Source organism: Planococcus sp. MSAK28401 (genome assembly GCF_018283455.1).
In the GTDB taxonomy this organism is placed as follows: Bacteria; Bacillota; Bacilli; order Bacillales_A; family Planococcaceae; genus Planococcus; species Planococcus alpniumensis.
The window spans coordinates 283,346-307,658 of sequence record NZ_JAAMTH010000001.1 but is presented as its reverse complement, the minus strand read 5'-3'; the positions used below and the strand labels follow the sequence as shown (position 1 = coordinate 307,658).

Annotated in this window: 29 protein-coding genes; 9 read left to right on the top strand and 20 right to left on the bottom strand. The window is 49.4% G+C overall.

Annotated features, from left to right (window positions below):
- Positions 1–161 precede the first annotated feature (161 nt).
- From G3255_RS01695 to G3255_RS01670, 6 genes are all read right to left on the bottom strand, one after another.
- Positions 162–659, bottom strand: coding sequence for a TspO/MBR family protein (locus G3255_RS01695; RefSeq protein ID WP_211653004.1), 498 nt, complete (start codon positions 657–659; stop codon positions 162–164).
- Between the two features lie 18 nt (positions 660–677).
- The gene (locus G3255_RS01690; RefSeq protein ID WP_211653003.1) at positions 678–1,970 is read right to left on the bottom strand and encodes a DUF4139 domain-containing protein; all 1,293 of its coding nucleotides are present in this window, start codon (positions 1,968–1,970) and stop codon (positions 678–680) included.
- Positions 1,971–2,104: 134 nt separating this feature from the next.
- Entirely contained in the window at positions 2,105–2,326 is a 222-nt protein-coding gene (locus G3255_RS01685) for a hypothetical protein (RefSeq protein WP_211653002.1), read from the bottom strand.
- The gene (locus G3255_RS01680) at positions 2,326–3,990 is read right to left on the bottom strand and encodes a formate--tetrahydrofolate ligase (protein WP_211653001.1); all 1,665 of its coding nucleotides are present in this window, start codon (positions 3,988–3,990) and stop codon (positions 2,326–2,328) included. Before G3255_RS01680 ends, G3255_RS01685 begins: the two co-directional genes overlap by 1 nt.
- A 124-nt stretch (positions 3,991–4,114) precedes the next feature.
- A complete protein-coding gene (locus tag G3255_RS01675; RefSeq protein WP_211653000.1) occupies positions 4,115–5,056 on the bottom strand; it encodes a hypothetical protein in 942 nt (313 codons plus the stop codon).
- Between the two features lie 114 nt (positions 5,057–5,170).
- Positions 5,171–5,314 (bottom strand): hypothetical protein, encoded by a 144-nt coding sequence (locus G3255_RS01670; RefSeq protein ID WP_211652999.1) that lies wholly within the window; start codon positions 5,312–5,314, stop codon positions 5,171–5,173.
- A 126-nt stretch (positions 5,315–5,440) separates the two neighbouring features.
- Here G3255_RS01670 and G3255_RS01665 point away from each other — a divergent pair, with 126 nt between their 5' ends.
- On the top strand, positions 5,441–5,944 hold the full coding sequence (locus G3255_RS01665; protein ID WP_249222041.1) for a methylated-DNA--[protein]-cysteine S-methyltransferase: 504 nt from the start codon (positions 5,441–5,443) through the stop codon (positions 5,942–5,944).
- A gap of 31 nt (positions 5,945–5,975) precedes the next feature.
- On the opposite strand, the gene G3255_RS01660 is transcribed toward G3255_RS01665, so the two are convergent.
- The 3 genes from G3255_RS01660 to G3255_RS01650 form a co-directional block, all read right to left on the bottom strand.
- Positions 5,976–6,539 carry a TetR/AcrR family transcriptional regulator gene (locus tag G3255_RS01660; RefSeq protein WP_249222040.1) on the bottom strand — a complete coding sequence of 188 codons (564 nt, stop codon included), beginning with the start codon at positions 6,537–6,539 and terminating at the stop codon, positions 5,976–5,978.
- A 142-nt stretch (positions 6,540–6,681) separates the two neighbouring features.
- Entirely contained in the window at positions 6,682–7,080 is a 399-nt protein-coding gene (locus tag G3255_RS01655) for a hotdog fold thioesterase (protein WP_211655725.1), read from the bottom strand.
- A gap of 39 nt (positions 7,081–7,119) precedes the next feature.
- On the bottom strand, positions 7,120–8,667 hold the full coding sequence (locus G3255_RS01650; RefSeq protein WP_211652996.1) for a fatty acid--CoA ligase: 1,548 nt from the start codon (positions 8,665–8,667) through the stop codon (positions 7,120–7,122).
- 298 nt (positions 8,668–8,965) lie between these two features.
- On the opposite strand from G3255_RS01650, the gene G3255_RS01645 reads away from it, so the two are divergent.
- Positions 8,966–9,994 carry a C40 family peptidase gene (locus G3255_RS01645; RefSeq protein ID WP_211652995.1) on the top strand — a complete coding sequence of 343 codons (1,029 nt, stop codon included), beginning with the start codon at positions 8,966–8,968 and terminating at the stop codon, positions 9,992–9,994.
- A 65-nt stretch (positions 9,995–10,059) separates the two neighbouring features.
- Here the strand turns inward: G3255_RS01645 and G3255_RS01640 are convergent, their stop codons facing one another.
- Positions 10,060–11,454, bottom strand: coding sequence for a protoporphyrinogen oxidase (locus tag G3255_RS01640; RefSeq protein WP_211652994.1), 1,395 nt, complete (start codon positions 11,452–11,454; stop codon positions 10,060–10,062).
- Positions 11,455–11,658: 204 nt separating this feature from the next.
- Between G3255_RS01640 and G3255_RS01635 the strand changes: the two genes are divergently transcribed.
- Positions 11,659–12,216, top strand: coding sequence for a nitroreductase family protein (locus tag G3255_RS01635; RefSeq protein WP_211655724.1), 558 nt, complete (start codon positions 11,659–11,661; stop codon positions 12,214–12,216).
- A 34-nt stretch (positions 12,217–12,250) separates the two neighbouring features.
- Here the strand turns inward: G3255_RS01635 and coaW are convergent, their stop codons facing one another.
- Complete coding sequence (gene coaW / locus G3255_RS01630) at positions 12,251–13,054, bottom strand: type II pantothenate kinase (protein ID WP_211652993.1); 804 nt, start codon at positions 13,052–13,054, stop codon at positions 12,251–12,253.
- A gap of 250 nt (positions 13,055–13,304) precedes the next feature.
- On the opposite strand from coaW, the gene G3255_RS01625 reads away from it, so the two are divergent.
- Positions 13,305–13,511 (top strand): hypothetical protein, encoded by a 207-nt coding sequence (locus G3255_RS01625; RefSeq protein WP_211652992.1) that lies wholly within the window; start codon positions 13,305–13,307, stop codon positions 13,509–13,511.
- Between the two features lie 50 nt (positions 13,512–13,561).
- On the opposite strand, the gene G3255_RS01620 is transcribed toward G3255_RS01625, so the two are convergent.
- Positions 13,562–14,551: a S8 family peptidase gene (locus tag G3255_RS01620; RefSeq protein ID WP_211652991.1), complete on the bottom strand. Its 990-nt coding sequence runs from the start codon at positions 14,549–14,551 to the stop codon at positions 13,562–13,564.
- A gap of 176 nt (positions 14,552–14,727) precedes the next feature.
- Between G3255_RS01620 and G3255_RS01615 the strand changes: the two genes are divergently transcribed.
- Entirely contained in the window at positions 14,728–15,798 is a 1,071-nt protein-coding gene (locus G3255_RS01615; protein WP_211652990.1) for a saccharopine dehydrogenase family protein, read from the top strand.
- Between the two features lie 31 nt (positions 15,799–15,829).
- Here the strand turns inward: G3255_RS01615 and G3255_RS01610 are convergent, their stop codons facing one another.
- From G3255_RS01610 to hisC, 7 genes are all read right to left on the bottom strand, one after another.
- Entirely contained in the window at positions 15,830–16,579 is a 750-nt protein-coding gene (locus tag G3255_RS01610; RefSeq protein WP_211652989.1) for an ABC transporter permease, read from the bottom strand.
- Entirely contained in the window at positions 16,576–17,307 is a 732-nt protein-coding gene (locus tag G3255_RS01605; RefSeq protein ID WP_211652988.1) for an ABC transporter ATP-binding protein, read from the bottom strand. The genes G3255_RS01610 and G3255_RS01605 overlap by 4 nt, the downstream gene beginning before the upstream one ends.
- Positions 17,308–17,586: 279 nt before the next feature.
- Positions 17,587–17,958, bottom strand: a complete 372-nt coding sequence (locus G3255_RS01600) for a nuclear transport factor 2-like protein (protein WP_211652987.1) — start codon at positions 17,956–17,958, stop codon at positions 17,587–17,589.
- Positions 17,948–18,127 carry a hypothetical protein gene (locus tag G3255_RS01595; RefSeq protein WP_211652986.1) on the bottom strand — a complete coding sequence of 60 codons (180 nt, stop codon included), beginning with the start codon at positions 18,125–18,127 and terminating at the stop codon, positions 17,948–17,950. Before G3255_RS01595 ends, G3255_RS01600 begins: the two co-directional genes overlap by 11 nt.
- Before the next feature lie 61 nt (positions 18,128–18,188).
- Complete coding sequence (locus G3255_RS01590; protein WP_211652985.1) at positions 18,189–18,488, bottom strand: hypothetical protein; 300 nt, start codon at positions 18,486–18,488, stop codon at positions 18,189–18,191.
- 70 nt (positions 18,489–18,558) lie between these two features.
- Complete coding sequence (locus tag G3255_RS01585; RefSeq protein ID WP_211652984.1) at positions 18,559–19,467, bottom strand: NAD(P)/FAD-dependent oxidoreductase; 909 nt, start codon at positions 19,465–19,467, stop codon at positions 18,559–18,561.
- Positions 19,468–19,607: 140 nt separating this feature from the next.
- On the bottom strand, positions 19,608–20,711 hold the full coding sequence (gene hisC / locus G3255_RS01580) for a histidinol-phosphate transaminase (protein ID WP_211652983.1): 1,104 nt from the start codon (positions 20,709–20,711) through the stop codon (positions 19,608–19,610).
- A gap of 229 nt (positions 20,712–20,940) precedes the next feature.
- Between hisC and G3255_RS01575 the strand changes: the two genes are divergently transcribed.
- The gene (locus tag G3255_RS01575; RefSeq protein WP_211652982.1) at positions 20,941–21,702 is read left to right on the top strand and encodes a SurA N-terminal domain-containing protein; all 762 of its coding nucleotides are present in this window, start codon (positions 20,941–20,943) and stop codon (positions 21,700–21,702) included.
- 55 nt (positions 21,703–21,757) lie between these two features.
- Here G3255_RS01575 and G3255_RS01570 read toward each other — a convergent pair whose 3' ends face one another.
- Positions 21,758–22,042, bottom strand: coding sequence for a DUF6509 family protein (locus G3255_RS01570; RefSeq protein WP_211652981.1), 285 nt, complete (start codon positions 22,040–22,042; stop codon positions 21,758–21,760).
- A gap of 131 nt (positions 22,043–22,173) precedes the next feature.
- Between G3255_RS01570 and G3255_RS01565 the strand changes: the two genes are divergently transcribed.
- From G3255_RS01565 to G3255_RS01555, 3 genes are all read left to right on the top strand, one after another.
- Positions 22,174–22,821, top strand: a complete 648-nt coding sequence (locus tag G3255_RS01565; protein WP_211652980.1) for an SDR family oxidoreductase — start codon at positions 22,174–22,176, stop codon at positions 22,819–22,821.
- Between the two features lie 70 nt (positions 22,822–22,891).
- Positions 22,892–23,269, top strand: coding sequence for a nucleotide excision repair endonuclease (locus tag G3255_RS01560; protein WP_211652979.1), 378 nt, complete (start codon positions 22,892–22,894; stop codon positions 23,267–23,269).
- Between the two features lie 176 nt (positions 23,270–23,445).
- The gene (locus tag G3255_RS01555) at positions 23,446–24,300 is read left to right on the top strand and encodes a dimethylarginine dimethylaminohydrolase family protein (protein ID WP_211652978.1); all 855 of its coding nucleotides are present in this window, start codon (positions 23,446–23,448) and stop codon (positions 24,298–24,300) included.
- Positions 24,301–24,313: the final 13 nt, after the last annotated feature.

Sequence of the window (24,313 nt, the reverse complement as noted above, 5' to 3'; positions counted from 1 at the left end):
CATGCCTCGAACGTTGTCAACTTCCTTCATTGTAGTCGTTTTTCTATCACTATGCATCATAATTTTTTAACAGTTTGCAGTGTTTGAAATACTTTTTTAAAAGCAGGTCAAAAAATAGACAAAAGTGCCGAAACCGCTGAGGATTCCGACACTTCGGACGATCATTTATTCAACTGCCAGAATGAATAATTCAACCCAAGCGCAAACGCCACCCAGGCAATATAGGGTACCATTAAACCTCCGGCCAGCTTGTCGACTTGATAGAATTCATACGCTGCCCAGATGATTGTACCGAGTAATGCCGCCATTTCAACGAGCGCCGTTCCCCGTAATCCCCATTTGAAGAACAAGAACGACCACAGGAAATTCAAGCCGAGCTGAAGTTCATACGGGGCCAGCACCTGCCGCTCCCGCCCAAGCGGTTTGGCCGTTTCTTGCGCACGGTATTTGGCGACGCCCATCATTTTGTATAGCGCTGTCCAGACGACCGGGAACACCCAACCCGGCGGCGCAAACGAAGGGTTTTTTAGCCGCTCGTATTGCTCGCGGGTGCCTCTATTGGCAAGCGCTCCGACAATCGACCCGCCGACGACCGGAACGAGTATGCTTGTAGCTAAGTTTCTGACATGTATGCGCCCATTGACTGATGCGACTTCCATATTGTTCTCCTCCTTTTTCTAATAGCCTCGCTCTTCTCGCCGTTTGTCGACTTTGTACGTGAACTCCAATTCAACCGTGGTCTCAGGCTGGATCCGGAGGACAAATTCCACTTTCGAACTGCTTTTCCGTTCATAATCGTGGCTGGACGATTCCATTTCCCAAATGGGCTCAACTATAACGTGTTCGACCAGTAAACGGATGCTTTCTGTCTTTTCATTTTCGAGTTTGTACACATAAGTGATGTATTCATGGACGCCATGCTTTTCACGCAATTTTTCATGGCTGTCGCTCGTGATGTCCGTCGCTTTTCCGATATAGACGCGCAGGTTTTTCCCAGGCGCTGTGTGTTCGATTCGACCTTCGCCCGTGAAAAACGTTTCACCCGAATCCCCGGCTTCGTATACTTTCACCACCCCCTCCGGCAGCGGCATGCCGAGCCCGTTTTCGCTAGAGTTGGGAAATTCGAGTTGGATATCGGCATGGGTATCGCCTGACCTCACTTGATAAGCCCGCTTGAATTGTGCGCCGTGCGCCGAGAATAGTAATAATTGCTTGAGCTGTTCGTTCATGACGGTGACCGGCCGGTTGATCCTGTAAACGAGGCGGTCTGGCAAAGCTTCCGCTGTAATCAATGACTCTTGCATACGCGAATACAAAATCGGTGAATCACCATTCTTCATTTCCTGTTCCCGGTGGACATGCCCAGCCACCAAAGCGAGCTCTGCCTTTTCGTAATGCGCGCCGCTGTGATTCAAAATTTTTATCCAGCCGTCAAATTGGAACCCGTCGTCTTTGATTTCCAATGTGTAATGGGCATGCCATTCCAGGCTTTTTGTCAAATACGATACCCTGATTTCCTGGTCCACCGCTGCTGGCGCTATTTTCCACACCAGTGCCGGCTTCAGCAATAAGCCTTCCGGCAATGCCGGGAGAATCAGTTCCCCCGCCGGATCGATAACGATTTCTTTCGTATCGGCCCGTTCGCCGATGATGCATTCCGACACGCTGAGCAGGCGCATCTCCCACTCTTCCCCGGTGTCACTGTTCCGCACATGGACATTGCGGTTGATATAGCGTTCCAATAATTTCCCTTTGCTGACCAGGTCATAATCGTAATTCTGCTCCAGGATATCGAGCCCTTTCACAATAATCGAATCGGTCTCCACCCGTTCGGCAACGTCCAAAAATTGCACTTCCTCTACTGGTCCGTCTGATTTTAAATAACGCATCTCCCGCACAAGCGCAAATCCCCCGTTATACACCGCCACCGATAAATGTTTTTGCTGGCTTCGTGTAGACTGCAGTTTCATGGCAACCGCTCCTTTTTGAATCGATTATTCATTCAGGCTATTCATTTCTTTCACCTTAGCACAATCGCCATGAAACCAACCATTAATAATTGAATATTCAGTCGAAATAACAAAAGAAAAACCCTCCCCGGAAATCATCTTCCGAAGTGGGTTTTCAAATAAGCGATCGTTTCAATCCGCGCCGCGTCCGTCAGCGGCGACTTTTTTTCGTGGATCAATTCCCCGTAAAGCAGCTCCCCAAGAAAACGGACCTCGCCTTCAACTGCCGTTCCAGTCTCTGCATCCACTACTTTCAATTGAATATAAAGGGATTGGCCTTGTTCGACATAATCCACAATTTGCACGCTGGCTGTCATCAGAACAATCCGAGCGCTTGCCCGTCTTCCGCCACATCCATATTGAGTGCAGCAGGCGATTTCGGCAGGCCTGGCATGGTCATGATATCTCCTGTCAGGCAGACGATGAAGCCTGCCCCGAGTTTCGGGATCAATTCGCGGATCGTCACCGTGAAGCCTTCCGGGCGTCCGAGCAGTTTCGGCTGGTCCGACAAGGAATACTGAGTCTTTGCCATGCAGATCGGCAACGCGTCCCAGCCGTATTTCTTCAGTTCGGCCAATTGCTTCTGCGCTTTATCGGTCAACTGGACATCCGCACCGCCGTATACTTTTTGCACGATCGTCCGCAGCTTTTCTTCGACGGCATCTTCTTCTGCGTACAGATAAGTGAAATCAGCGCCATTATCGAGTTGGCGTTTGACAAGTGCCGCAAGGTCAAGCCCGCCAGCACCGCCTTTGCCCCATACTTCCGTCAGGGCAATCGCGACTCCTTCCGCTTCCGCCCAGTCCATCACTTGCGCAAGTTCCGCATCACTGTCTCCGGTGAAGCGATTAAGTGCTACGACCGGCTCGATGCCGAACTGACGGATCGTCTCCACGTGTTTCGCCAAATTGACGATGCCGCGGCGCACCGCATCCGCATCTTTAGCGCCAAGCTCTTTCTTATCCACGCCGCCGTGCATTTTCAGCGCACGCACCGTCGCAACGATGACGACCGCATCCGGATGGAAGCCGCCTTTGCGTGATTTGATGTGCATGAATTTCTCGGCGCCAAGGTCCGCCCCGAAGCCTGCTTCTGTGACCACGACATCCGCCAGTCTTCTCGCTGTGTTCGTCGCCATCAAGGAATTGCAGCCATGGGCGATGTTCGCGAATGGGCCGCCGTGAATGATTGCCGGTGTCCCTTCGATCGTCTGTACCAAGTTCGGCTTGAATGCTTCTTTCAACAGAAGCGCAAGCGCACCTTGTGCCTCCAAATCTCGTACTGTGACCGGCTCGCGGTCATACGTATAGCCGATGACCATACGGGCCAAGCGTTCTTTCAAGTCTTCGCGTGAAGTGGCGAGGCACAGCACCGCCATGATTTCCGATGCAACCGTAATATCAAAGCCGTCTTCACGCGGCACGCCTTGCGCAGGGCCGCCGAGACCAATCGTCACGTGGCGCAGCGCCCGGTCGTTCATGTCCAGTGCGCGCTTCCATGTGATGCGCCGCGGATCGATGCGAAGCGCATTCCCCTGGTGTAAATGGTTATCGATCAAGGCAGCGAGCGCGTTGTTCGCCGACGTGATAGCGTGGATATCGCCCGTGAAATGAAGATTGATGTCTTCCATCGGCAATACTTGCGCAAAACCGCCGCCTGTCGCGCCGCCTTTAACACCCATGACCGGCCCGAGAGAAGGCTCGCGAAGCGCCACCATGACTGACTCGCCGCTTTGTTTTAATGCATCCGCAAGTCCCACTGTCACCGTCGATTTTCCTTCGCCTGCCGGTGTCGGGCTGATTGCCGTGACAAGCACGACTTTTCCGTCCTTCGTGGTTTTCGGCAATTTATTCACATCGATTTTCGCTTTGTATTTCCCGTATAATTCCAAAGCGTCTTCCGCAATCCCAGCTTGCTGTGCAATTTCCTGGATCGGCCGGATAGCCGCTTCTTTTGCAATCGTCAAATCGGTCATCGCCATGCATATTCCCAACTTTCAATTTTTCTTCCCATTATAAACGGGATGCCGGAAAACACAAGCCTGCCAGCGGCCAGGAAAATTCTCAACCAATAAAAAAAACGCACCCGCAATTGGGTGCGTTTGATCAAAAGCGCATTTCTTCGATGACCAAAAGTTCCGGGAAATCCGCTTCAATATGGTCCTGCAACTCGTACTCTTCCAGCAAATCATAAAAGCCTTCATCGTCCAGTTTTAGAAAACGCGGAGAATCCGGTTCATCGTAATGATAGAACTCCACAATGTATTTTTTACGGCTATTACGGGAAATGCTATAGACTTTAAAGCTTTCGTATTCCACTGCCTGGCCAATCTGTTGAAACGCCAGAATTGTCTCCGGGTCCATCTTTTCCAGATGCATATAGAGAAAAGCTTCTGAGCGTGGCTGTTCTGCAGAAATCGCCGCCATCTTATCGCTATGCCGATTGATGAACCGCTCCGACAACGCCTGATGGAACGATAGCGTTTCCCATTCCACTTGGCCTTTGTGTTTTTCGATAAACCGTTCCGTCAATTTCTGGCCGCGCGTCACGGCGAGCCAGTCGACTTTATCTGCATGGCGGCCGATCAAGGTCATCGGCAATGCCTGCTGGTCGCTCAGTATCTGCCAATCGACCCGGTCCTGGTGCTTTTCAATAAACATCGGCGATAAGCGTTTTGCGGATACGAGCTTCCAGTATTCCTGTTCATCAAAAGGCTGGTTATGCGCTTCCAAAGTTTTTAACTGCTTTGGAGATAACTGGCCTTCTTCAGGCTGCCATTTCTCAGACACCGAAAACTCCTCCAGAAAACGCTCCGAAGCTTGCTGGTGGCGGAGGATTTCATCCCAGTAAAGAAAGCCGCTGTATTGGCGGATAAACCCTTCGGACAGTGGTTGATGCTTGGAAACCAGCTGCCAATGAAGATTGCGCGCATTATCAGCGAGAAATCTTTCCGATAGCTGTTCTTCTTCACTGATTTTCTTCCATGCGACCGAACGCTTGCTGTTTATTCCTTTTTCTTCCATCAATTGTTCAAGGGTGTCAAACATGAAAACCACTCTTTCCTAAAAAGTATTATGTACCATACTACCACGCTTGCCCGAATAGTGAAAAAAGCCCGCCCACCGGATTATCCGATGCACGGGCTGGTTTTAATGAATGCCTTATTTTTGCTGATTCTGTGTATCGGTCATTTGGTTCTGTTCGTCGAGGTTTCTGGCACTGTCCTTAAAAGCCTGTTGTTCTTCACGCAACTCTTGCTCGCGGCGCTCTTCTTCCAGTCTTTCTTTGTTTTTGTCTCTTGCCATGTAGATCCCTCCTTATGTCTTATCCCTCGTATTCCCTTTCTTCATAAGCTCAAACAGGAAATCTGCTTGCTGAAAAATGGCTGTATGGAGCGTATACTGAAACTAAAATATGGAAGGATGATGGCTATGGCACAGACCATCCGCTGGGCTTACGCCGAGCATCGCGGATTTCGGCTGCTTCTCGCCAAAAGCGACAAAGGCCTTTGTTATGTCGGCTCGCCGGGCGAAGGCCTTGTTGAAATGCAGCAGCATTGCGCAAAACGATTTCCAAGCGCCGATTTCATCCAAGACCAACAAGAGCTAAAGGAATATCAATATGCAATCGAAGCTTGGCTCTCAGGTTCCCGCGAAGCATCTTCGCTGCCTCTTGATGTGGCAGGCACTGAATTTCAACGCTCCATCTGGCAAGCCTTGCAGGAAATTTCTTACGGACAAACCATTTCTTATTCTGAATTGGCTGAGCGCATTGGCAAACCGCAAGCTGTCCGTGCAGCCGCTTCTGCAGTGGGCGCAAACCCCTTGCTCCTTTTTATCCCGTGCCACCGGGTAATCCGGAAAAATGGCGATGTGACAGGCTTTCGGGGCGGCATGGAACTGAAACACCATTTACTGAAGACGGAACAAGATTAAGCATTCAAAAGCCGTGATCCGGGTGTACCGATCACGGCTTTTTAGATTGCGCTGGCATAATGCCGTGAAGGATGAAATCGGTGTAAAGTTGGGCCAGCTCATCAGTAGCCAGTTCACCGCCCGGCTGGAACCATTGATAACTCCAATTGGTCACGCCGAGCACGGCGAAAGCGGTCATCTTGGGATTCAACTCTTTGCGGAACTCACCGCTTTCGATTCCCTCCAGCAGGACCGACTCGATCTGTTCACGGAATTCCGCCCGTTTTGCACGGATCGTTTTGGCGTTTTCTTCTTTTAAATGACGGAGTTCACGGAAATAGACATTGGCGATCGGCCCTTGCTTTTCCATGTCGCCAATTAATAAGCAGACAATCGCTGCCAGTTTATCTGTTGCCGGCGCCGCGCCCTGCAGGATCGATTCCTGCCTGGCGAGCAATTCATCGATGTATTGCTGATGGATGTCCATCAACAATGCGTCTTTGCTTTTGTAATGATAGTAGAAAGAGCCTTTTGTCACGCCGAGCGCATCTACAATATCCTGTATCGAAGTGGCGCTATAGCCTTTGTCGACAAATAGCGCAATGCTCTGTTGCATAATTTCTCTCTTCAAAACCTGTCACTGCCTTTCCGAACCCCGGATTCCTTGTTATTCCATTATATCATGGCCGCCTTGTTGACTTAATGCCTAGAGCGGCTAAAAAGGCCGGAGCCTCAGCACGAGGTCCGGCCTTTTGCCATCATTCAGTTGGTTTTTGGACAATCGCTACCGTGCAGCGCGACACGCAAATGAGCCGCTCTTCTTCATCCACGATTTTAATATCCCAAATCATCGTCGTACGTCCTTTGTGAAGCGGCGTGCCGATAGCTGTCACGACGCCTTCTTTCTTCCCGCGTATATGGTTGGCGTTGATTTCCAGACCGACCGCAATTTCGTTTTGCTGGTCAATCGCATGCCAGGTCCCGAAACTTGCCACCGTCTCCGCAAGAACCACAGACGCTCCGCCGTGCAATAAGCCGAATGGCTGGTGCGTCGCTGCATGCACAGGCATTGTCGCGACAATCCGTTCAGCGGACTGCTCCGTCAGTTCGATGCCAAGCACTCCCATGATCGTTTCTTCCACCGGCTTCATCTTCACCATATTTGCCCCTCTTTTCTTGCCGCCTATCCAAGACGATCATTCTCGATATTGTTCGCGCAGCAGGAATTTCTGGATCTTCCCGCTGGCATTGCGCGGCAGTTCCTCGACAAAACGGTACGAGCGCGGCCGCTTGTAGCGCGCGAGATTTTCGTGACTGACACAGTATTCTTCCAGATCCTGTTCAGTCAGCGATGAATCTTTCGAGACGACAAAAGCCAACACCGATTCGCCCCATTTCTCGTCCGGAACGCCAAGCACTGCCACATCATGTACTTTGTCATGGCCATGAAGCGCATCTTCCACTTCACGGGGATAGATATTCTCTCCGCCGCTGATAATCATATCATCGACGCGGTCAGCGACGTATAAATAACCTTGTTCATCCATATAACCCAAGTCACTCGAGTGATACCAGCCTTTATAAAGCGCTTTTTCTGTCGCGTCTTCACGTTGGAAATACCCTTCCATCATACTCGGCCCGCGTACGATAATTTCTCCGACTTCAAACGGCGCGAGCACATCTTCCGGTTCCGACGGGCCGTCTTCATTCGGCCGCACGACGCGGATTTCGTGATTATAAGCAGGCTGTCCGGCGGAGCCGGCTTTCGTCAGCTGGTCTTCTTCCGACAAAAAGGTGATGGCCGGGCCCATTTCCGTCTGTCCATAAGCTTGGATCAAATCGATGCCCAGTACCTCTTTGACGCGTTTCACCAGCACAGGTGCCATCGGGGCAGCGCCGTAAAGACCGCGCGTCAAGCTCTTCACTTTCTGTTGCGCGCCATCGATTTCGGCAATCATGCTCCACATCGTCGGCACCGCAAACATTACTGTAACCCGCTCTTTCTCAATTGTGTCCAGCGCCAAAAACGGATCAAATTGGTGCATGATAATGCTCGATGCGCCCGCCTGGACGCGCGGAATGATATTGCAATGCAGCTCCGCGCAATGGAACATCGGTGCCGCGACCAAACCGACATCGTTTTTGGTCGTCTTGAGCATCGCAATGCACATCATGCTCTGTTCGGCCATGCTGCGGTGCCGGTGGATGACGCCTTTTGGACGCCCTGTCGTTCCGCTCGTATACATAATGGCGTATGTATCCGATTCATGCATTTCCACACCCGGATCTTCCGTCGATGCTCCTGCGATCTGTTCGTGATAATTTTTTGCAAACGATGGCGTCTTATCGTCGATCGTCCAGAACTGAACCGCCGGAAACTGCGGCGCTATGGTCTGTACGACGCCTTCTAGCACCTCTTCGAACAGCACCACTTCAGGCTTGGCATCTTCTAAGATAAATGCCAGTTCTTCCGCTTTTAGACGGAAGTTGATCGGGTTGAAAATTGCGCCGATTTTGGCGCAGGCAAATAATGCAGTCGCCAGCTCTTGATTATTGAAAAGATACGTGGAAACGCGATCTCCTTTAGCGACCCCAGCTGCCGTCAGCGCATTCGCCAAGCGGTGTACGTCATCCCGCCACTGCGCATACGTCCAGCGCTTATTTCTTCTTAAATCGACAAACGCTTCACGTTCCGGGTGCAGGGAAACCGTATGGTCAAATATACTTCCGAGTGTCGCATACATTATTTTTCCTCCCTCTGCTGAATGGTGATTCACCAACAAACTACTTCCATAATGTCAGATTAGAACAAATATTTCAACAATTGTTTTGGGAATCTGCTGTTATGATTCACATCTAATAGACCAGAAGAAATTTTTACCATTATTATTTTTATAGGGAAAATAAAACTGTAAATTAAGCCTTTAGATTTTTGTAACACAAATGTAATATAAAACTTATTGCCTATATTCGTGAAACTGAATACACTTAAAGAAAATTGCGTACGCAAGTTACGTTGCGGAAACCAAAAGGGGAATGAGCATGAAGAAGCTGATCGGCATGGCAATCACGGCAGGAGTCCTATCTTTAGCACTTGGGGCTGCGGATACAGAAGCAAGTTCGTATAAAATTAAACCAGGCGATACATTATGGAAAGTGGCTTCAAGCAATGATGTATCTGTCGCCAACTTGAAATCATGGAACCGCCTGAGCACGGATGCCATCTATCCAAATCAAGTGCTGCGCTTGACGTCACCAGCTACAGTGAGCACTCCGGCACCGGTCGCACCAGCTGCCACTAAAACCAGCACTTATACCGTCAAAGCCGGTGATACTCTTTATAAAGTTGCCAATGCACATTCCACGTCTGTCGTAAAAATCCAGCAATTGAACAATTTGAGCAACTCTACCATCCATATCGGCCAGAAGCTGAAAGTCAGCGGCACGGCATCAGCAGTCGTCGCTTCGCCTAAACCTGCTCCAGCCGCACCGCCAGCACAAGTGAACACCTCTACATACCGGGTTGTCTCAGGCGACACGCTCAGTAAAATTTCCAGAAGCTATAACGTCTCCGTTACACAATTGATGAGTTGGAACAATTTGAGCAACTCCACGATCCACGTCGGCCAAACGCTGAAAATCCAAGGAGGCACGGCACCTGTCACTTCGCCTGTCCAAGTTTCCAATCCGGTTTCCTCTTCAAAAGTGGACCAAGTGCTCTCGATCGCACGCACACAACTTGGGGTGCCTTATGTATGGGGCGGCGCGACTTCAAGCGGCTTCGACTGCAGCGGCTATTTGTACTACGTCTATAACCGCGCAGGCATCACGATCCCGCGCACGAACACGATCGGCTATTACGCAAGTTCGTTTACGGTCAGTTCGCCACAACTTGGAGACCTGGTATTCTTTAAAAATACGTACCGTCCAGGAATTTCCCATGTCGGCATCTATGTCGGCAACAATAGCTTCATCCATGCCGGCGGGGACCGTGTCCAAATTACCAGCCTCAACGACAGTTATTGGGGCAAGCATTTCGACAGCTACAAACGCCTTAACGCCATGAAATAATGCAGTATATAAAAAAGCTCCGGAATTTTTCCGGAGCTTTTTTGCGTGTTAATAAGATTGTTTTTCTATCTTTCACTCATCGCTTGTGTAATTTTCTGCGCCAAGTCTTTGCCGTTTTGGATGCAGGCGCCGATGCCGACACCGTAATAGGAAGAGCCGGCCAGATAGACGCCCGGATAAGCGCCGGATAGCCGCGCTTCAAGGGATAGAACCGCGGTTTTATGCCCCATATGGTAATTCGGCATGAGCTCATTCCACGGCGTAATGCCGATGACAGCAGGCTGCTGCTGGATGCCCAGGCTTTTTTGGATATCCGCTTTCGCTATAGCTGCGATCTGTTCTTCGGAGCTGTTTTGCAGTTCAGCAAATACCGGGTTTGTGCTCTTATAGAACAAACGCACCAATAATTTTTGCTGCGCCGAGGTATGTGGCCATTTGCGGCTCGTCCAAGTGCAAGCATTGCACGCCAGGTCGCTGCCTTCCGACACGATAAAACCAGTGCCATCCGCCGGTAATTGTTCGTCCGGTAAATCATAGCCCAGATAAACGCTGATCAACGACGAGTTGATCAATTGGCCAAATTCCTCATCAAGCGTGTCGTCCTTCACCAATGCTTGGGCTTGCTGATGTGGAATCGCCAGCACGATGAAATCCGCCTCGCTTGATGTGCCATCCGAGAAGCCCAGCTTATAGCGCCCGTCTCGCTTCTCCAACGAGTTCGTCTCGACGCCTTTTCGGACAAGCGCCGTTTCCAACTGTTCTTCGAGACGGTCGATCAAGGCCGCCATCCCCCCGTCGAATGAAATGAATTTCTTGTTCGCTGCCCCTTGGAATGTTTCCTTATGCGCTTCGAACCCTTTGATGATGCTGCCGTAATCATTTTTATAATCGATTAAATACGGCAAGGTTGAAGCTAAGGTGAGTTCACGCAATGAACCCGAATAGACGCCCGATAAGACAGGCGCAATCTGGCGTTCCACTAATTCTTTGCCGAGAAACGCTTCCAGGAATTCGCCAATTGAGCTATCTTTCGTAAAACGGTCGTTTACGGTTTCAAAGTCTTCCATCGCCCGTTCTTTCCCCTGTTCCGACACGAGCGTTGAACTGAACAGCGCTCCACGGTCCATCGGGATGCCGAATACTGTATCTTTCGGGATGGCATGCAATTGATTGTCAGTATACAAATAAGAAATGCCGGTCCCATTGTAGACCATCTGTTCTTCGAGCCCAAGCTCTTCAACAAGCGGCAATACGCTGGCATGTCTCGCGACGATGGAATCCGCCCCTACCTCCATCGTAAAGCCCTCTTGCTTCACAGTGCGAATTTTGCCGCCCAGTTCCTCCTGTTTTTCAACCAGTTCCAATTCCAACTCGAGCCCGTGCTGCTTTTTCATCCGCTCTAAATAATGCATGGCGGAAAGGCCTGTAATCCCTCCGCCGATAACCACGGCTTTCTTCATTCGAATCACTCCTTGCTTATATAATTCCCTGTTTTCCAATATAGTAATAATCGTAATTAATTTAATCAGCCTATTGCTTCTATTTACATTTTATCAAGAAGCTGCACAATTCTAGGCGGTCAATATGTCATTTTCAACACGATTTTAGCCATTCGTGGTAGGATTTAACCGAAAGCATTTAAAGGATAGGAGAGGTTCAACTTGATGAATCCGATTGATCAATTGATCATGGAAAGAAGATCGATCAAAAAATTCAAACCAGACGCTGTCGACATCGAAGAAATCATCGACTTGCTGAATATCGCCAAATGGGCACCTAACCATAAAGTGAATGAACCTTGGCGCTTTCAGCTGTATGCCGGCGCTGGCAAAGAAAAATTCGTCCAGGCATTTCTCGATTCGATGAAAACACCGGACGGCGACATTCCGCAGAAAGCGCTCAATAAAGCCCAGTACTTCCGCGACATCCCGCTCCATTTGGTCGCCATCATGCCAGTCGACCCGCGGCAACGACGCTTCGACGAAGATTACGGCGCGCTTAGTTCCATGCTGCAAAATTTCCAACTAGCTGCTTGGCAGCGCGGCATCGGCATGATTTGGCGCTCGAACGACTGGATTTACAACCCCGTCTTCCGTGAGGCCATCGGGGTCGAACCAGGCGAAAAAATCGTCGCGACCATGATGATGGGTTACCCTGCCCACGTGCCGGAAAAACAAGCGCGCACCGACATTCGCGAAAAGCTGGAAATCATCGATCGATAACGAAGAAAAAGAGCATCAAGGCTGATGCTCTTTTTTATTCCAAAACAGATAAAGCACCGACTGCGCCGGAATATTCGCCGTTATCCGGGAACAACGGCGTCGAGCCGCGCAGAATGGTGTAGCTGGTGACAACTTCTTTCAACAGGGCGTTGTCGCTGAAGGAAGACCCGATATAGACAATCGTCGAGCTGCGGCATTGGCGCGCTGCATGAACACTGATCGTACTGACCGTCTCCCCGACCAGGCCGATAACTGTCGCAAGCAATTCTTCTTTCGACAACTCATTTGAAATGGAAAACAGATCCTGCCCAAAATTACTGGCAGTCAACTCACCCGAAATCGGCGGCTCTTTGCCCTCATAGATATGCTTCACTTTTAAATCGATGCGTTCACGCGATCCTCGCTTGGCGTGTTCAACGATTTCATCGAAGCTGGTGATCCCCGTCAATAAATGGCTGAGACCGACCAGCGTACCGCCCCCGATTCCCGTGCCGCCGAGACGCTCCTGTGTATTGTCCTGCACACAATGGATCGACGTGCCGGTTCCGACATTGGTGACCAAATAAGCTTCCTCGTGGAGCCCCATGCGTTCAAGCAAGACTTGGACGCCCAAATGAGTCGCTTCAAATTCCACCATTTCCTGGACAGAGTTGTCCAGCAAAGATGCAAGCACACCTGATTTGCCGCCGGTCACACATACTTCACTAGCCGAAAGCCCGTTGATCCACTCCGCTACCAAACCGATTTCAGCAATCGGGTATTTCGCAAAATGAATCGGGCCCCCATCGGTATAGGCCACTTTGATCAGCGTCCCGCCCGCATCTATTCCGACTTTCATCTATCTGCACCTTCTCTTCTTAAAAGCACTTTTACTGCCTTACATAGTTTTTAACATATGGGGAAATTCTAACATATTCGCGCTTCGAGCGGGAGGAGTTTGCCCGCGTTCCACTTTGCGCTTTAAAAGTTTTTCAGTTTTTAGGATTAACCTCTAGAAAATATGGGAATAGAATCTTCAGCAAACCGTTTAATAACTCGTACTGAATTTTCTTTGCTTCTGCAAGGAGGATTTTGTGGGAGGTGATTAAATGGGGAAGATCCAGGGAATACCGAAATTGCTCGAATATCTGGAGCAGCGAAGTTGCCCCATGACAGAGGAGCAGATTCAGCAACTCCTGTCGAAACGAACAATTCCGCATGCCCGGCCTTATGGCGATATGATCCTGTTCGACGAAAACCATATTGATTGGTGGATTGAAGAGCAGCGGAAAACGGATAAATTAATGACGGATTAACTGCAAGAAACCCCCAGACTTTTTGTCTGGGGGTTTTTGAATGCTTGTAGTTATCGCTCCAAGCCATTGCCGTAAGAATTGCTGAGAATCTTGAATAATTGCTCGAATTTATTGAGGATATCGAGCGCCAGCAAGCCATTGCCTTCCGCCGTCTTCGGATAGCCGATCGGAACGGTGCGCCGGACAAGCTGCGCATACAATTCCGCCTCTGTCAGCTCCCGGTCGAACTCGCGCTCGGAAATGTTGCGGATTAATGCCAAGGCTCCCGACACATGCGGCGTTGCCATCGAAGTGCCGGATAAACTTGCATATTTCCCTTCCAAGTAGGTCGAATAGATATTGATGCCCGGCGCCACCAAGTCGATTTCGTTATTGGTATTACTGAACGGGGCGATGCGCCGGTCGAAATCGACAGCGCCGACTTGAATGACTTCGCCGTACGCGCCCGGATAGGCGAATTCATCGGTATCGTGAGCATCGTCTCCTTCATTGCCAGCTGCACAGATGACCGGAATTCCGGCATCAACCGCCCGTTTCACGGCTTCGTACAATTCGGGATGATCTTCAGGTCCGCCAAGCGACATCGAAATGACCGTCGTCTTTTGCCCTTCCGGACCGCGCCAATCGATGGCATAATGAATGCCCGCAATGATGCCTTCATAGCTGCCACTGCCTTGTTTATCGAGCACTTTGACAACGAGCAGATCTGCGAGCGGCGCTACGCCGACTACTCCTTCTTCGGCTCTTAAAGAAGCGGCGACCGTCCCGGCGACGTGGGTGCCATGCCCGTTATAATCCTCGAATCGTTCAGGATCCCCTCCATCATCATGCGTGAAGTTGCGGCCGTCCACGATGCGTTCTGCCAAATCAGGATGATCGGTCTGGCAGCCTGTATCCAATACGGCCACTACATTGCCTTTGCCATGTTCGGCGCTCTCCCATACTTCAGGTGCCTGGATCATGCGCACGCCTTCCGGAATACGCGGCGGCGCGGCCGTCACTTGTTCAACGCGGTATGGAATCAAATGAATACTTTTCATCGAAAATTCCTCCTTCAGCTCGTTTCCTTCATTTTACCTGACTGCCGCTGCTAAAATCAAACATTTGTTCGCATTTAAAATGGAAAGTTGTTCTTATTAGTTTCAAGAAAGAGACAGGAATTTCCTGCTTATTGAAGAACACAAGAAAGACGCCAAATAACGAGGAGACCAAAACAATGACTACATGGCTATTGTATGGAGCGACAGGCTATACAGGAAAATTGATTGCACAAGAAGCAGTCGAACGCGGATTGCGGCCTGTCTTGGCTGGGCGCAGCAAGGAAAAAGTACAGCCGATTGCCAAAGAACTTGGCTTGGAATTCCGCATTTTCGAATTGAATAATCAAACAGCTAGACATTTGGAGGGCATCGATCTCGTCTTGCATTGCGCAGGACCTTTCGAGAAGACCAGCAAACCGATGATCCACGCCTGCTTGGAAGCCGATGCCCATTATCTCGACATCACTGGGGAGATAAGTGTGTTCGAACATACCCACTCTTTGCACGAAGAAGCGCAAAAGAAAAATATCATTTTATGTTCTGGCGTAGGCTTTGACGTCATCCCGACTGACTGCACTGCCTTAAAGCTGAAACAAGCGTTGCCCGATGCCGTCGAGCTCTCACTTGGTTTCGATTCGGATTCTGGCATCTCTCCCGGCACGATGAAGACGATGGTCGAAGGGCTCGGCGGAGGCAATATCATCCGCAAAGATGGGCAGCTGACCGCTGTCGCGATCGGCAAACACCAGCGGATGATCGATTTCGGACGCGGCCAAAAATCCGCCATGGCGATTCCCTGGGGTGATGTGGCTACTGCTTATTACACCACCGGCATCCCCAATATCACGGCGTGGATTCCGACACCGAAACCCGCTGCCAAAGCGGCACGGCTCTTGAATATGGCGAGCCCAGTACTGTCTTCTGAAAAAGTGAAGCAAGCGTTGTTAAAATGGATTGATCGCACCGTGAAAGGGCCAGACCAGCAAGAGCGTGCCGGAAGCGCTGCGCACATTTGGGGACAAGCTACAAATGCAGACGGCGTGGTTAAAACGTGCCGGATCGATACCGCAAACGTCTATGATCTGACCGTTTACGGAGCGCTCGAAGTGACACAACGCTTACTGTCAGGCGACTACCCAGGCGGCAGTTGGACGCCAGCCGCATTGTTTGGCCCGGATCTGCTCGAAAGCCTGCCCGGCTCGGGACGCTTTGAAATCGACAGCTTTTATCCGGGCACCGCCAACTGAATTTGCACACGATAAAAAGGCTGACATAGCGTCAGCCTTTTAATAATTGCATGCGTTTATTGAACAAGGTTGGATAGGATAAGTATCCGAGGAAAACGCTCGTTACTGCAGCTGTCGTCAATAACAGGAACATAATGAGCAACTGGAATTGCACAGCTTGTATCGGGTCTGCCCCGGCGATGATCTGCCCGCTCATCATGCCTGGCAGTTGGACGAGTCCGACCGTTTTCTGGCTTTCGATCGTCGGAATCATGCTTGCCTTGATCGAATTGATCAATTGGCGGTGAATGGCCTGTTTCGGCGTTCCACCGAGCGATAGGATCAATTCGGTCTGATCTTGATGGTCTTCGACTTCCGCGGTGAAACGGTTTAAGAAGAGAATCGACAGCACCATCGAGTTCCCGACCACCATGCCGCTGATGGGAATGATGTATTGCGCCGTAGCCGGTGTAATATTAAAGCCGATCAGGATTCCTTGCGTCAATACTTCCACAAAGATCAAGGTAACAGCAATTTTCCACGTAATCCCCTGGATGGCTGCGCCTTTTTTCTGTGCGTTATGGGTGGCTGCAACGATCATCAGTGCCACCATCAAGAAGATGTAAAGCAGGCTTTCGGAGTCGAAGACAAATTTCAAGACATATCCGACAGCGAGCAGCTGGATGATCGAACGGATTGTTGCGACCGTCATATCGCGGCCGAGCCCCAAATTTAAGGTTTTCGATAATAATAGCGGGATGAGGACAAAAATGAGCGTCAGTGATAAAGCCCAATAACTCATGACACCACCCCTTTCACGAACTCTTCAACACGGCCATTTTGCGGATCTTCAAGCAGTGAACTCTCGCCGGTTTCTACCACTTGGCCATCCATCATGACCCATGTGTAATCACCGATTTCGAGTGCCTGCTGGAGATTATGGGTAATCCAAATGATTGTCGTGTTGTATTTCCGGTTGATTTTGCTGATTAATTCCTCCACTTCAAGCTTTGAAGCGCGGTCGAGCGAAGAAGTGATTTCATCCATCAAGAGAATCTCCGGCTTGTTGACAAGCGTTCTCGCGATGGAAACTTTCTGGCGCTGCCCACCTGACAGCTCTTTTACTTTACGGTCCAGCAAATCACCTTTCAAACCGACATCCTCGAGCAATTCAACAGCCTGTTCTTTCGCCAATTGCTGCCCTTGCAATTCCAAAGGCAAATTCAAGTTCTCGTAGACAGTGCCCCTAATCATCGGCGCGCTCTGCAACGCCATCCCGACCATCCGGCGCAGTTCCACCGGATCGTATTCGCCAATCGCTTTATCTTTCACGAAAATTTCTCCGTTCGCCGGCGATATAAGGCCATTGCATAATTTCAGCAGCGTCGACTTCCCGGCGCCAGAAGGCCCCACTAGAGTGGTGATGCGGCCTTGTGGAAATGAACCGGTAATATCGTTTAAGATTTCTATGTCTCCAATGCGATAATCCACGTGCTGAAAGTGGATCGCAGGTTTGTACTGGGTGCTCATGCCCACACCTCCCAAATTCTCAAGTTTCTTATTTATAATTATTCTAATGTAGATATCATAGCATAACTTTACAGCCGAACCAAGTAATTGAGAATAACTATTTTTAATTGAGAATACATATCAATTAATGCGTTTTCACAGGCTTCTTAAACGATAATTATTATCATTAATAATAATAAAACCAATAAGAAGACCCTCCCCTAAATTCCAACAGGAACCGGTGGGAGGGCCTTGGCTACTTTTCGTATACATCCGAATTATTGCACTCAAAACTTCTTTTCACTTCACTTGATCGCTCTCGTTCAACCCGCTTTCCCCGAAAGCTTCATCCCGTTCATCAAAGCGCCCAATGCGATGGATTTTATTATCGTCCATCTCAAAATAATGGAAGATGTGGGATTCTCCCGGCTCGCCTTGTTTTTTGGCGAGCTGTTCGAAGATGACCCGATTGCCTTTGGCGAATTTGTTGAGCGTCTCCAACTGCATGCCAGACCCTTTCACCCATTCGGCAAGCATTTCGTGGCCTGCGGCTGATTTTCCGGGACTGATCAATTCAACATTATGGTCCGTGACGGAAAGAACCCCGTCGACATTCTGTTCATTGACGTAATCGGTAAAGCGTTCAGCGAGCTTGATCGGTTTAATCATCATGTGTGCTCCCTTCCGGTAATTTTTCAAGTATCACCAGTGCTAATGTTGCAATGGGGCCCAAAAGGAGCGACGCCAGAAACCACATGAGGCCGCTCCGATTTTTGCCTTGAGCCAGACCTGCATTGATCAGCGCAAGTGTTCCCCATCCAACTGCGTATTCGTTTCCCATATCCATTCCCCCTTTTTTCCCATTCTACTCGAAAAAAAAAGAAGCCAGAAATTCCGGCTTCTCAATAATTGGCGTTTTTCAGTTTTTTGAAAGTCTTGACGAAACGGTCGGGGTCTCTTGGCACTTTATAAGTCAAGACGCCGCGGTGCGTGTGTAAATACAATAAATTGGCATCGTCGGAGAAGGTCTTGTAAGAAATATCCCAGACATGCATCAAATTAAACTCTTTGGTTGAGGCAATCAATTTATCTTCATATAAATGAATTTCGTATTCGGTGTGGATGATTTTCATCTGGCCGGCTACGATCGAGCGTTCCGTGTCGACATACGTAATGGAAGACAGCAAACTTTTCGGATCCATTCGGTTCGCCTCCCGGCTGTTTTCCTAAAGTCTACTGCACCTGCGCGCGACTATGCAACTGATACGGCGCCTACATTTCATCGAAATATTCGTTTATCAAATCCCCGCATACCCCGATGGCTGCGGCACTGCCTTCGCCCGCTGCGATGACGAGCTGCGACGGAACGATCAGTGAAGCGTCTCCTGCCGCATAAACATTCCACACATTCGTGCGCCCGTAATCATCTGTCAAGATCCCGCCGTGCTCGTTTTGCTTGCAGCCGAGCTCTGTGGCGAAATTGGTGGCGTGGCTCCATAAAGGCGTAACGAAACCGGCACTGCGGTCGATCAAGGTCCCATCTTCCAGCCGGACGCTTTTCAGCTTGCCGTTCTCCCCTTCCAGGCCGGAAATCGTATCTTCATAAACTTTGATTCCCTTGGCAAGCAATTTCTGCTTTTCCTCTTCTTCCAGACGCCCTTCACCGTTCGTGAAGACCGCCAAGTCCCGGCTCCAAGTGTAGACTTCCTTCGCTAAAGTAAATACTTTTTTATCGGCAATGACCGCAAGCGGCTGGTCGCGCATTTCCCATCCATCACAATAGGGGCAGCTGAATAGAGTCGTGCCGTAAAACTTCTCGATATCCGGCACATTCGGCAGTTCTTCTTTCAATCCCGCCGCGATGATGATTTTGATGCTATGAAAAACCTTTCCGCTTTTGGTCGTCAATTCGTAATGTGTCTCGGAAATGCGGTCTATATTGACGACGCGCTCGTTTTCCGTTTTGACGCTTCCGTATTTGCGGATCTCCTCATGCCCGAGCCGCTTGAGTTCTTCCGGGCAAATGCCGTCTCTTGTAATGAACCCATGCGCTTCACGGGTCACCAAATTGCGCCCATTGTCATCATCAAATAATACTGCATTCTTTCTCGAACGGCCAAGCACCAGCGCAGCATTTAAACCCGCTGGCCCTCCGCCAATAATGGCACAATCGTATAGCATAGCGTTCATCCTTTTCTAAGTTCGTTTCCTCCCCTCTTCCCCCTTCGCCTCTGCATTAAACAGCGATGAAGTCTAAAAAAACCGATTGCCCAGGTCTCCCGGACAATCGGTTTTTAAACACAGACTTCGTGCCATACGCTTTATTTTTGGATCAATTCACGCAATGCTTGGACGAAGAATTCGTTTTCTTCTTCTGTGCCGACTGAAACCCTGACGTATTCCGGAAGGCCCCAGCCTTTTCCGTAGCGGACGATAACACCTTTTTTCATGAGGTCTTGGTAAAGCGCTTCTCCTTCATCGCCCAATTTGACCAATACAAAGTTCGCCATGCTCTTTGTATACGGGAGGCCAAGTTCTTCAAATGCTTCATATAGATACTCGCGCCCGCGGCTATTCGCCTCGCGGGATTGCGTCACGTGTTCGTGGTCTGTCACTGCCGCCGTCGCAGCGAGTTGTGCCAGCGTATTGACATTGAAGGGCTCTTTCACTTTCAGGATCGATGTGATGATCGAATCCGCCGCAATGCCGAAACCGACGCGCACTCCGGCGATGCCATAGATTTTCGAGAAGGTTTTCAGAGTCAACAACGGATAGCCTTGGCGAATGAATTCGGTGCCGTCCGTGTAATCGTCCGCATCCGCGTAATGGCTATACGCCGCGTCAAAGACCACCAATATGTCTCCCACAGCGTCCAATAATTTCTGGACATGCTGTTTCTTCATATAAGTGCCGGTCGGATTGTTTGGCGAGCAGATGTAAATAATTTTCGTCTTGTCGGTCACTGCCGCGATCATGGCATCGACATCAAATGAGAAGCCTTGTGCAAACGGCACTTTTACGACTTTCGCGCCCATGATATGCGCGCCAAAATCGTATTCGCTGAATGATGGATCCGGTACGATGATTTCATCGCCCTGTTCGAGAAACGCTTCCGAGATGAGCGTGATCAACTCGTCCGCACCGTTTGTCGGAATGACTTGGTTCTTTTCGACGCCATGTTCTTCGGCGATTGCCATTTTCAGATCACTGGCATCCGCATCCGGGTAGCGGTTCAAGCCAAGAACGCCTTGTTCGATGGCCGCGACAGCTTTTTTCGACGGGCCAAGCGGGTTTTCATTGGACGCCAACTTAATGACGCGCTCCAAGCCCAGTTCTTCCTGCACTTCCCAAATCGGCTTGCCTGGTGAGTAAGGCTGGATTTGATCCAAGGTTTTGCGTGCTTTGATATTCTCCAAATTCGCCATTATGTACGCCTCCGTCATCTATTTTTAATAGTAATGAATGAATATGTATTGCCATCAATAATGATACCATTAAAGCTGGATTTCCTGCATATCCACCTTAGTTAAAGCAAAATAATAGTCTCTATTATTGCAGAAAAATCCGTTTCCTGAAAGGGGCACGGCCTACAATTTGAAACCCTCACCTAAATGTGGTTTACTTTAACGAGACTGACGAAAGAGGAGTTTTCACATGATTAAAAAAATGACATTTGTTTTTGCCCCATTCGCCCTCGCTTTAGTGCTCGGCGCATGTTCTGATAATGAAGAATCTACCGCAAACGAAGAAGCAGCGGCTCCAGAGACCGAACAGGCTGAAGGCACTGAGGAAGCAGCGGGAACCGAGGAAGCAGCACCTGCTGAATCGGCACTTGACCTTCCTGAAGAAGACGCCGTCGTAGCAGTTGTCAACGGCGAAGAAATCCAAGGCAAAGTGTACAATAGCGTCGCCCGCCAGTTCGAATCGACATTGGCTTCACAAGGACAGGATCCGTCAACTGAAGAGAACCTTCAATTGATCGAAGACGAAGCGATGTCTGTCGTCATTGGAAACGCTGTTCTATTGCAGGATGCCAAGGAAAAAGGCCACGAAGCCGATGATGCTGTCGTAGAAGAACGCATGGAAGAATTGAAAGCTAACTTCGAGGATGAAGAAGCCATGAACGAGGCACTCGCTGAAACGGGCTTTACTCTTGAAGAAATGGAAGAGCAATTGCGTGAACAGCTTGTCTACGAAAGCTATATGGAAGAAGAAATCGATTCACCTGAAGTAACGGATGAAGAAGTCCAGGCGGCTTATGACCAATTCGTTGAAAGCTCGGAAGAAGAAGCACCGGCTTTTGAAGAGATGGAACCGACCATCCGCCAATCATTGCAAGAGCAAAAAGACCAGGAAGCTACTTTCGCGCGTGTAGAGGAATTGCGTGAAGAAGCTGAAGTCGAAGTAAAACTTTAATTTTCAAAAACCCCTACCATAATCGGTAGGGGTTTTTCGGTCTTACAGCCGTTATCTATTCAGCGAGACGCTCTTTGCAAAAAGCCAAAACTTCCTGTTCTTCCTCTTCATCCAACGCAAAATCAAGCGGCTTCTCACTGTCATTATCGATAAAATGATAATCAGCGATGCGCGCATTGCCGTCTTCTACCGCCAGGATCAGGCGCAAATCAAGTCCGCCCGGGCGATATAGTTCGTCTTCCTCGTCCACTTTGATCGCCATCGTATACTCATAACGTTCACCTTTTAGGATGCCGGTCGGGTCTTGCAATTTTTCCACTTCGTAATTAATGATTTCCATTATTGCACCTCCATTGCTCTATTTTAGCTTTCATCTGGCCATTTGAATAGCTTGGCGGGAAGCTTTGGCGTTTAAGTGCACTAGATACGGGAAAACACGGAACAGACATAAAAAATTAGGAGTGGATTTTGATGAACGTATTAGTTATCGGAGCAAATGGCCAAGTGGGCCGCAATATTGTAGAAGAACTAAATGAAAAAGGCCATGACGCGGTCGCGATGATTCGCAAAGAAGAGCAGCGCGAAGAAATGGAAAAACGCGGCGCGAAGAAAATCGTCCTTGGCGACTTGGAAAAAGACTTCAGCCATGCATTCGATGATGTCGATGCAGTCATTTTCGCAGCAGGTTCAGGCCCGAAAACAGGTGCTGACAAAACATTGACTATCGATCTGTGGGGCTCTGTCAAAGCAGCTGACTATGCGAAGCAAAAAGGCGTCAAACGCTTCGTTCAGCTCGGCTCAGTCGGATCTGATGACCCGGATGCTGGCGGCGAGGAAATGAAACCTTACCTGGTAGCTAAGCGCACAGCGGACGACCTTCTTGAACAGAGCGGTCTTGACTATACCATTGTACGCCCAGGCCCATTATCTGATGAAGATAAGACAAATCATATCGAAGCTTCTTCTGAAGGCTTTAAATCCTTTGAAGGCCGCTCGATTCCACGCGCAGATGTAGCACGCACACTCGCTGAAGTGGTTGATCGTAAAAATACCTACGGAAAAGTCTTTGAGATCCTTCAAGGCGAAGCTGAAATCGCCCAGGAACTCGACCGCCTGTAAGCCTTAGGCGGATGGCGTTCACGGCATTTCTATGGTAGACTAGCTTTACGATAATAGAGGACGTGATAACATGATTAATATTCAAGCACCGAAAGCTGACATTACCATCACTCAGCGCAAACAAGAGATTCAAGACGATGAAGCAGTCATTAAACCGCTATACGGGTTTATTGACTTGCATGAAATCCCGCGCGACAAAGGCGGCATTATCCAATTCTTCAACCACAGCGGCGAGTTGCTGTTTGTCGGCAAAGCCCGCAAATTGCGCCAGCGCGTGAAAAAGCATTTTGAAGATAATGTCTCGCCATTGAAAAACCATCGCGATGAAGTCCATCGCATTGCGGTTTCCATCGTGGAAGACCCGATGGAACGCGAAATTTATGAGACTTACCTGATCAATACAGGAAAAGCGAAATACAACGTTGATAAAGTATTTTATCGCGACTAAGACTAACGGGCGCTCTGAATAGAGCGCCCGTTTTTTATTGGGGATCTTTCTATTTTAAAAACAGCACTTCCCTGAAAACTGGCTGCAGTGACATTCAAATAAATTTTTTTCCAGGTTTTATGAGAGTCTGAAAAAGGAATAGTACTGTAAAATCACGTTCTTTGGAGGAACTCACTATGTCTACACATGCCAAGCCAGTCCCAGCGGCCGATTGCCGCAGCGAATATGACACATTGCGCCACGTGCTCCTATGCCCACCACGTTTCATGGAAATTCGCGACGTTATTAATGATGTACAGAAGCGATACAAAGATGAAAACATTGACGTAACGGAAGCCTTACGACAGCATACTGCCTTTGTCGACGCACTAGCTGCAGAAGGCGTCGACACTGCTTTTTTGGAAGCCTCTGAAGAATATCCGGAGCAGGTATTTACACGTGATATTGGCTTTACGATCGGCGACACGGTCTTCATCAGCGAGATGGCCGCGAATGTCCGCCAAGGAGAAGAACAGGTGCTGCAGAACTGGCTCGCTGAAAAAGGCGTCCGCTTCAAGCATTTGCCAGGCCACCGCATCGAAGGCGGGGATGTCATGGTCGATCAGGATACAGTATTTATCGGCATCAGCAGCCGGACTTCCGAACAAGCGATTGAAGAATTGCAGCGGCATATGCCCGATTTCCGCATCGTCCCTATCCAGCTCAACGAAAAATACTTGCACCTCGATTGCGTTTTCAATATTTTATCGCCGACCGAAGCGCTTATTTATCCGGAAGCGCTGGAGCAAGCGTCCATTGACATGCTAAGTGAACGTTATACGCTGATTGCTGTCGAAACCGACGAACAATTCAAACTCGGCACGAATGTGCTGTCAATCGGCGACCGCCGCGTCTTCAGCCAGCCGCAAAACACCAAGGTCAATCGGCAGCTGCGCGACCACGGCTTCCGCGTGATCGAAAGCGATTTTTCAGAAATCATCAAATCCGGCGGCGCTTTCCGCTGCTGCACGATGCCTGTTGCTAGAGGCTAAACAGAAACAGCTG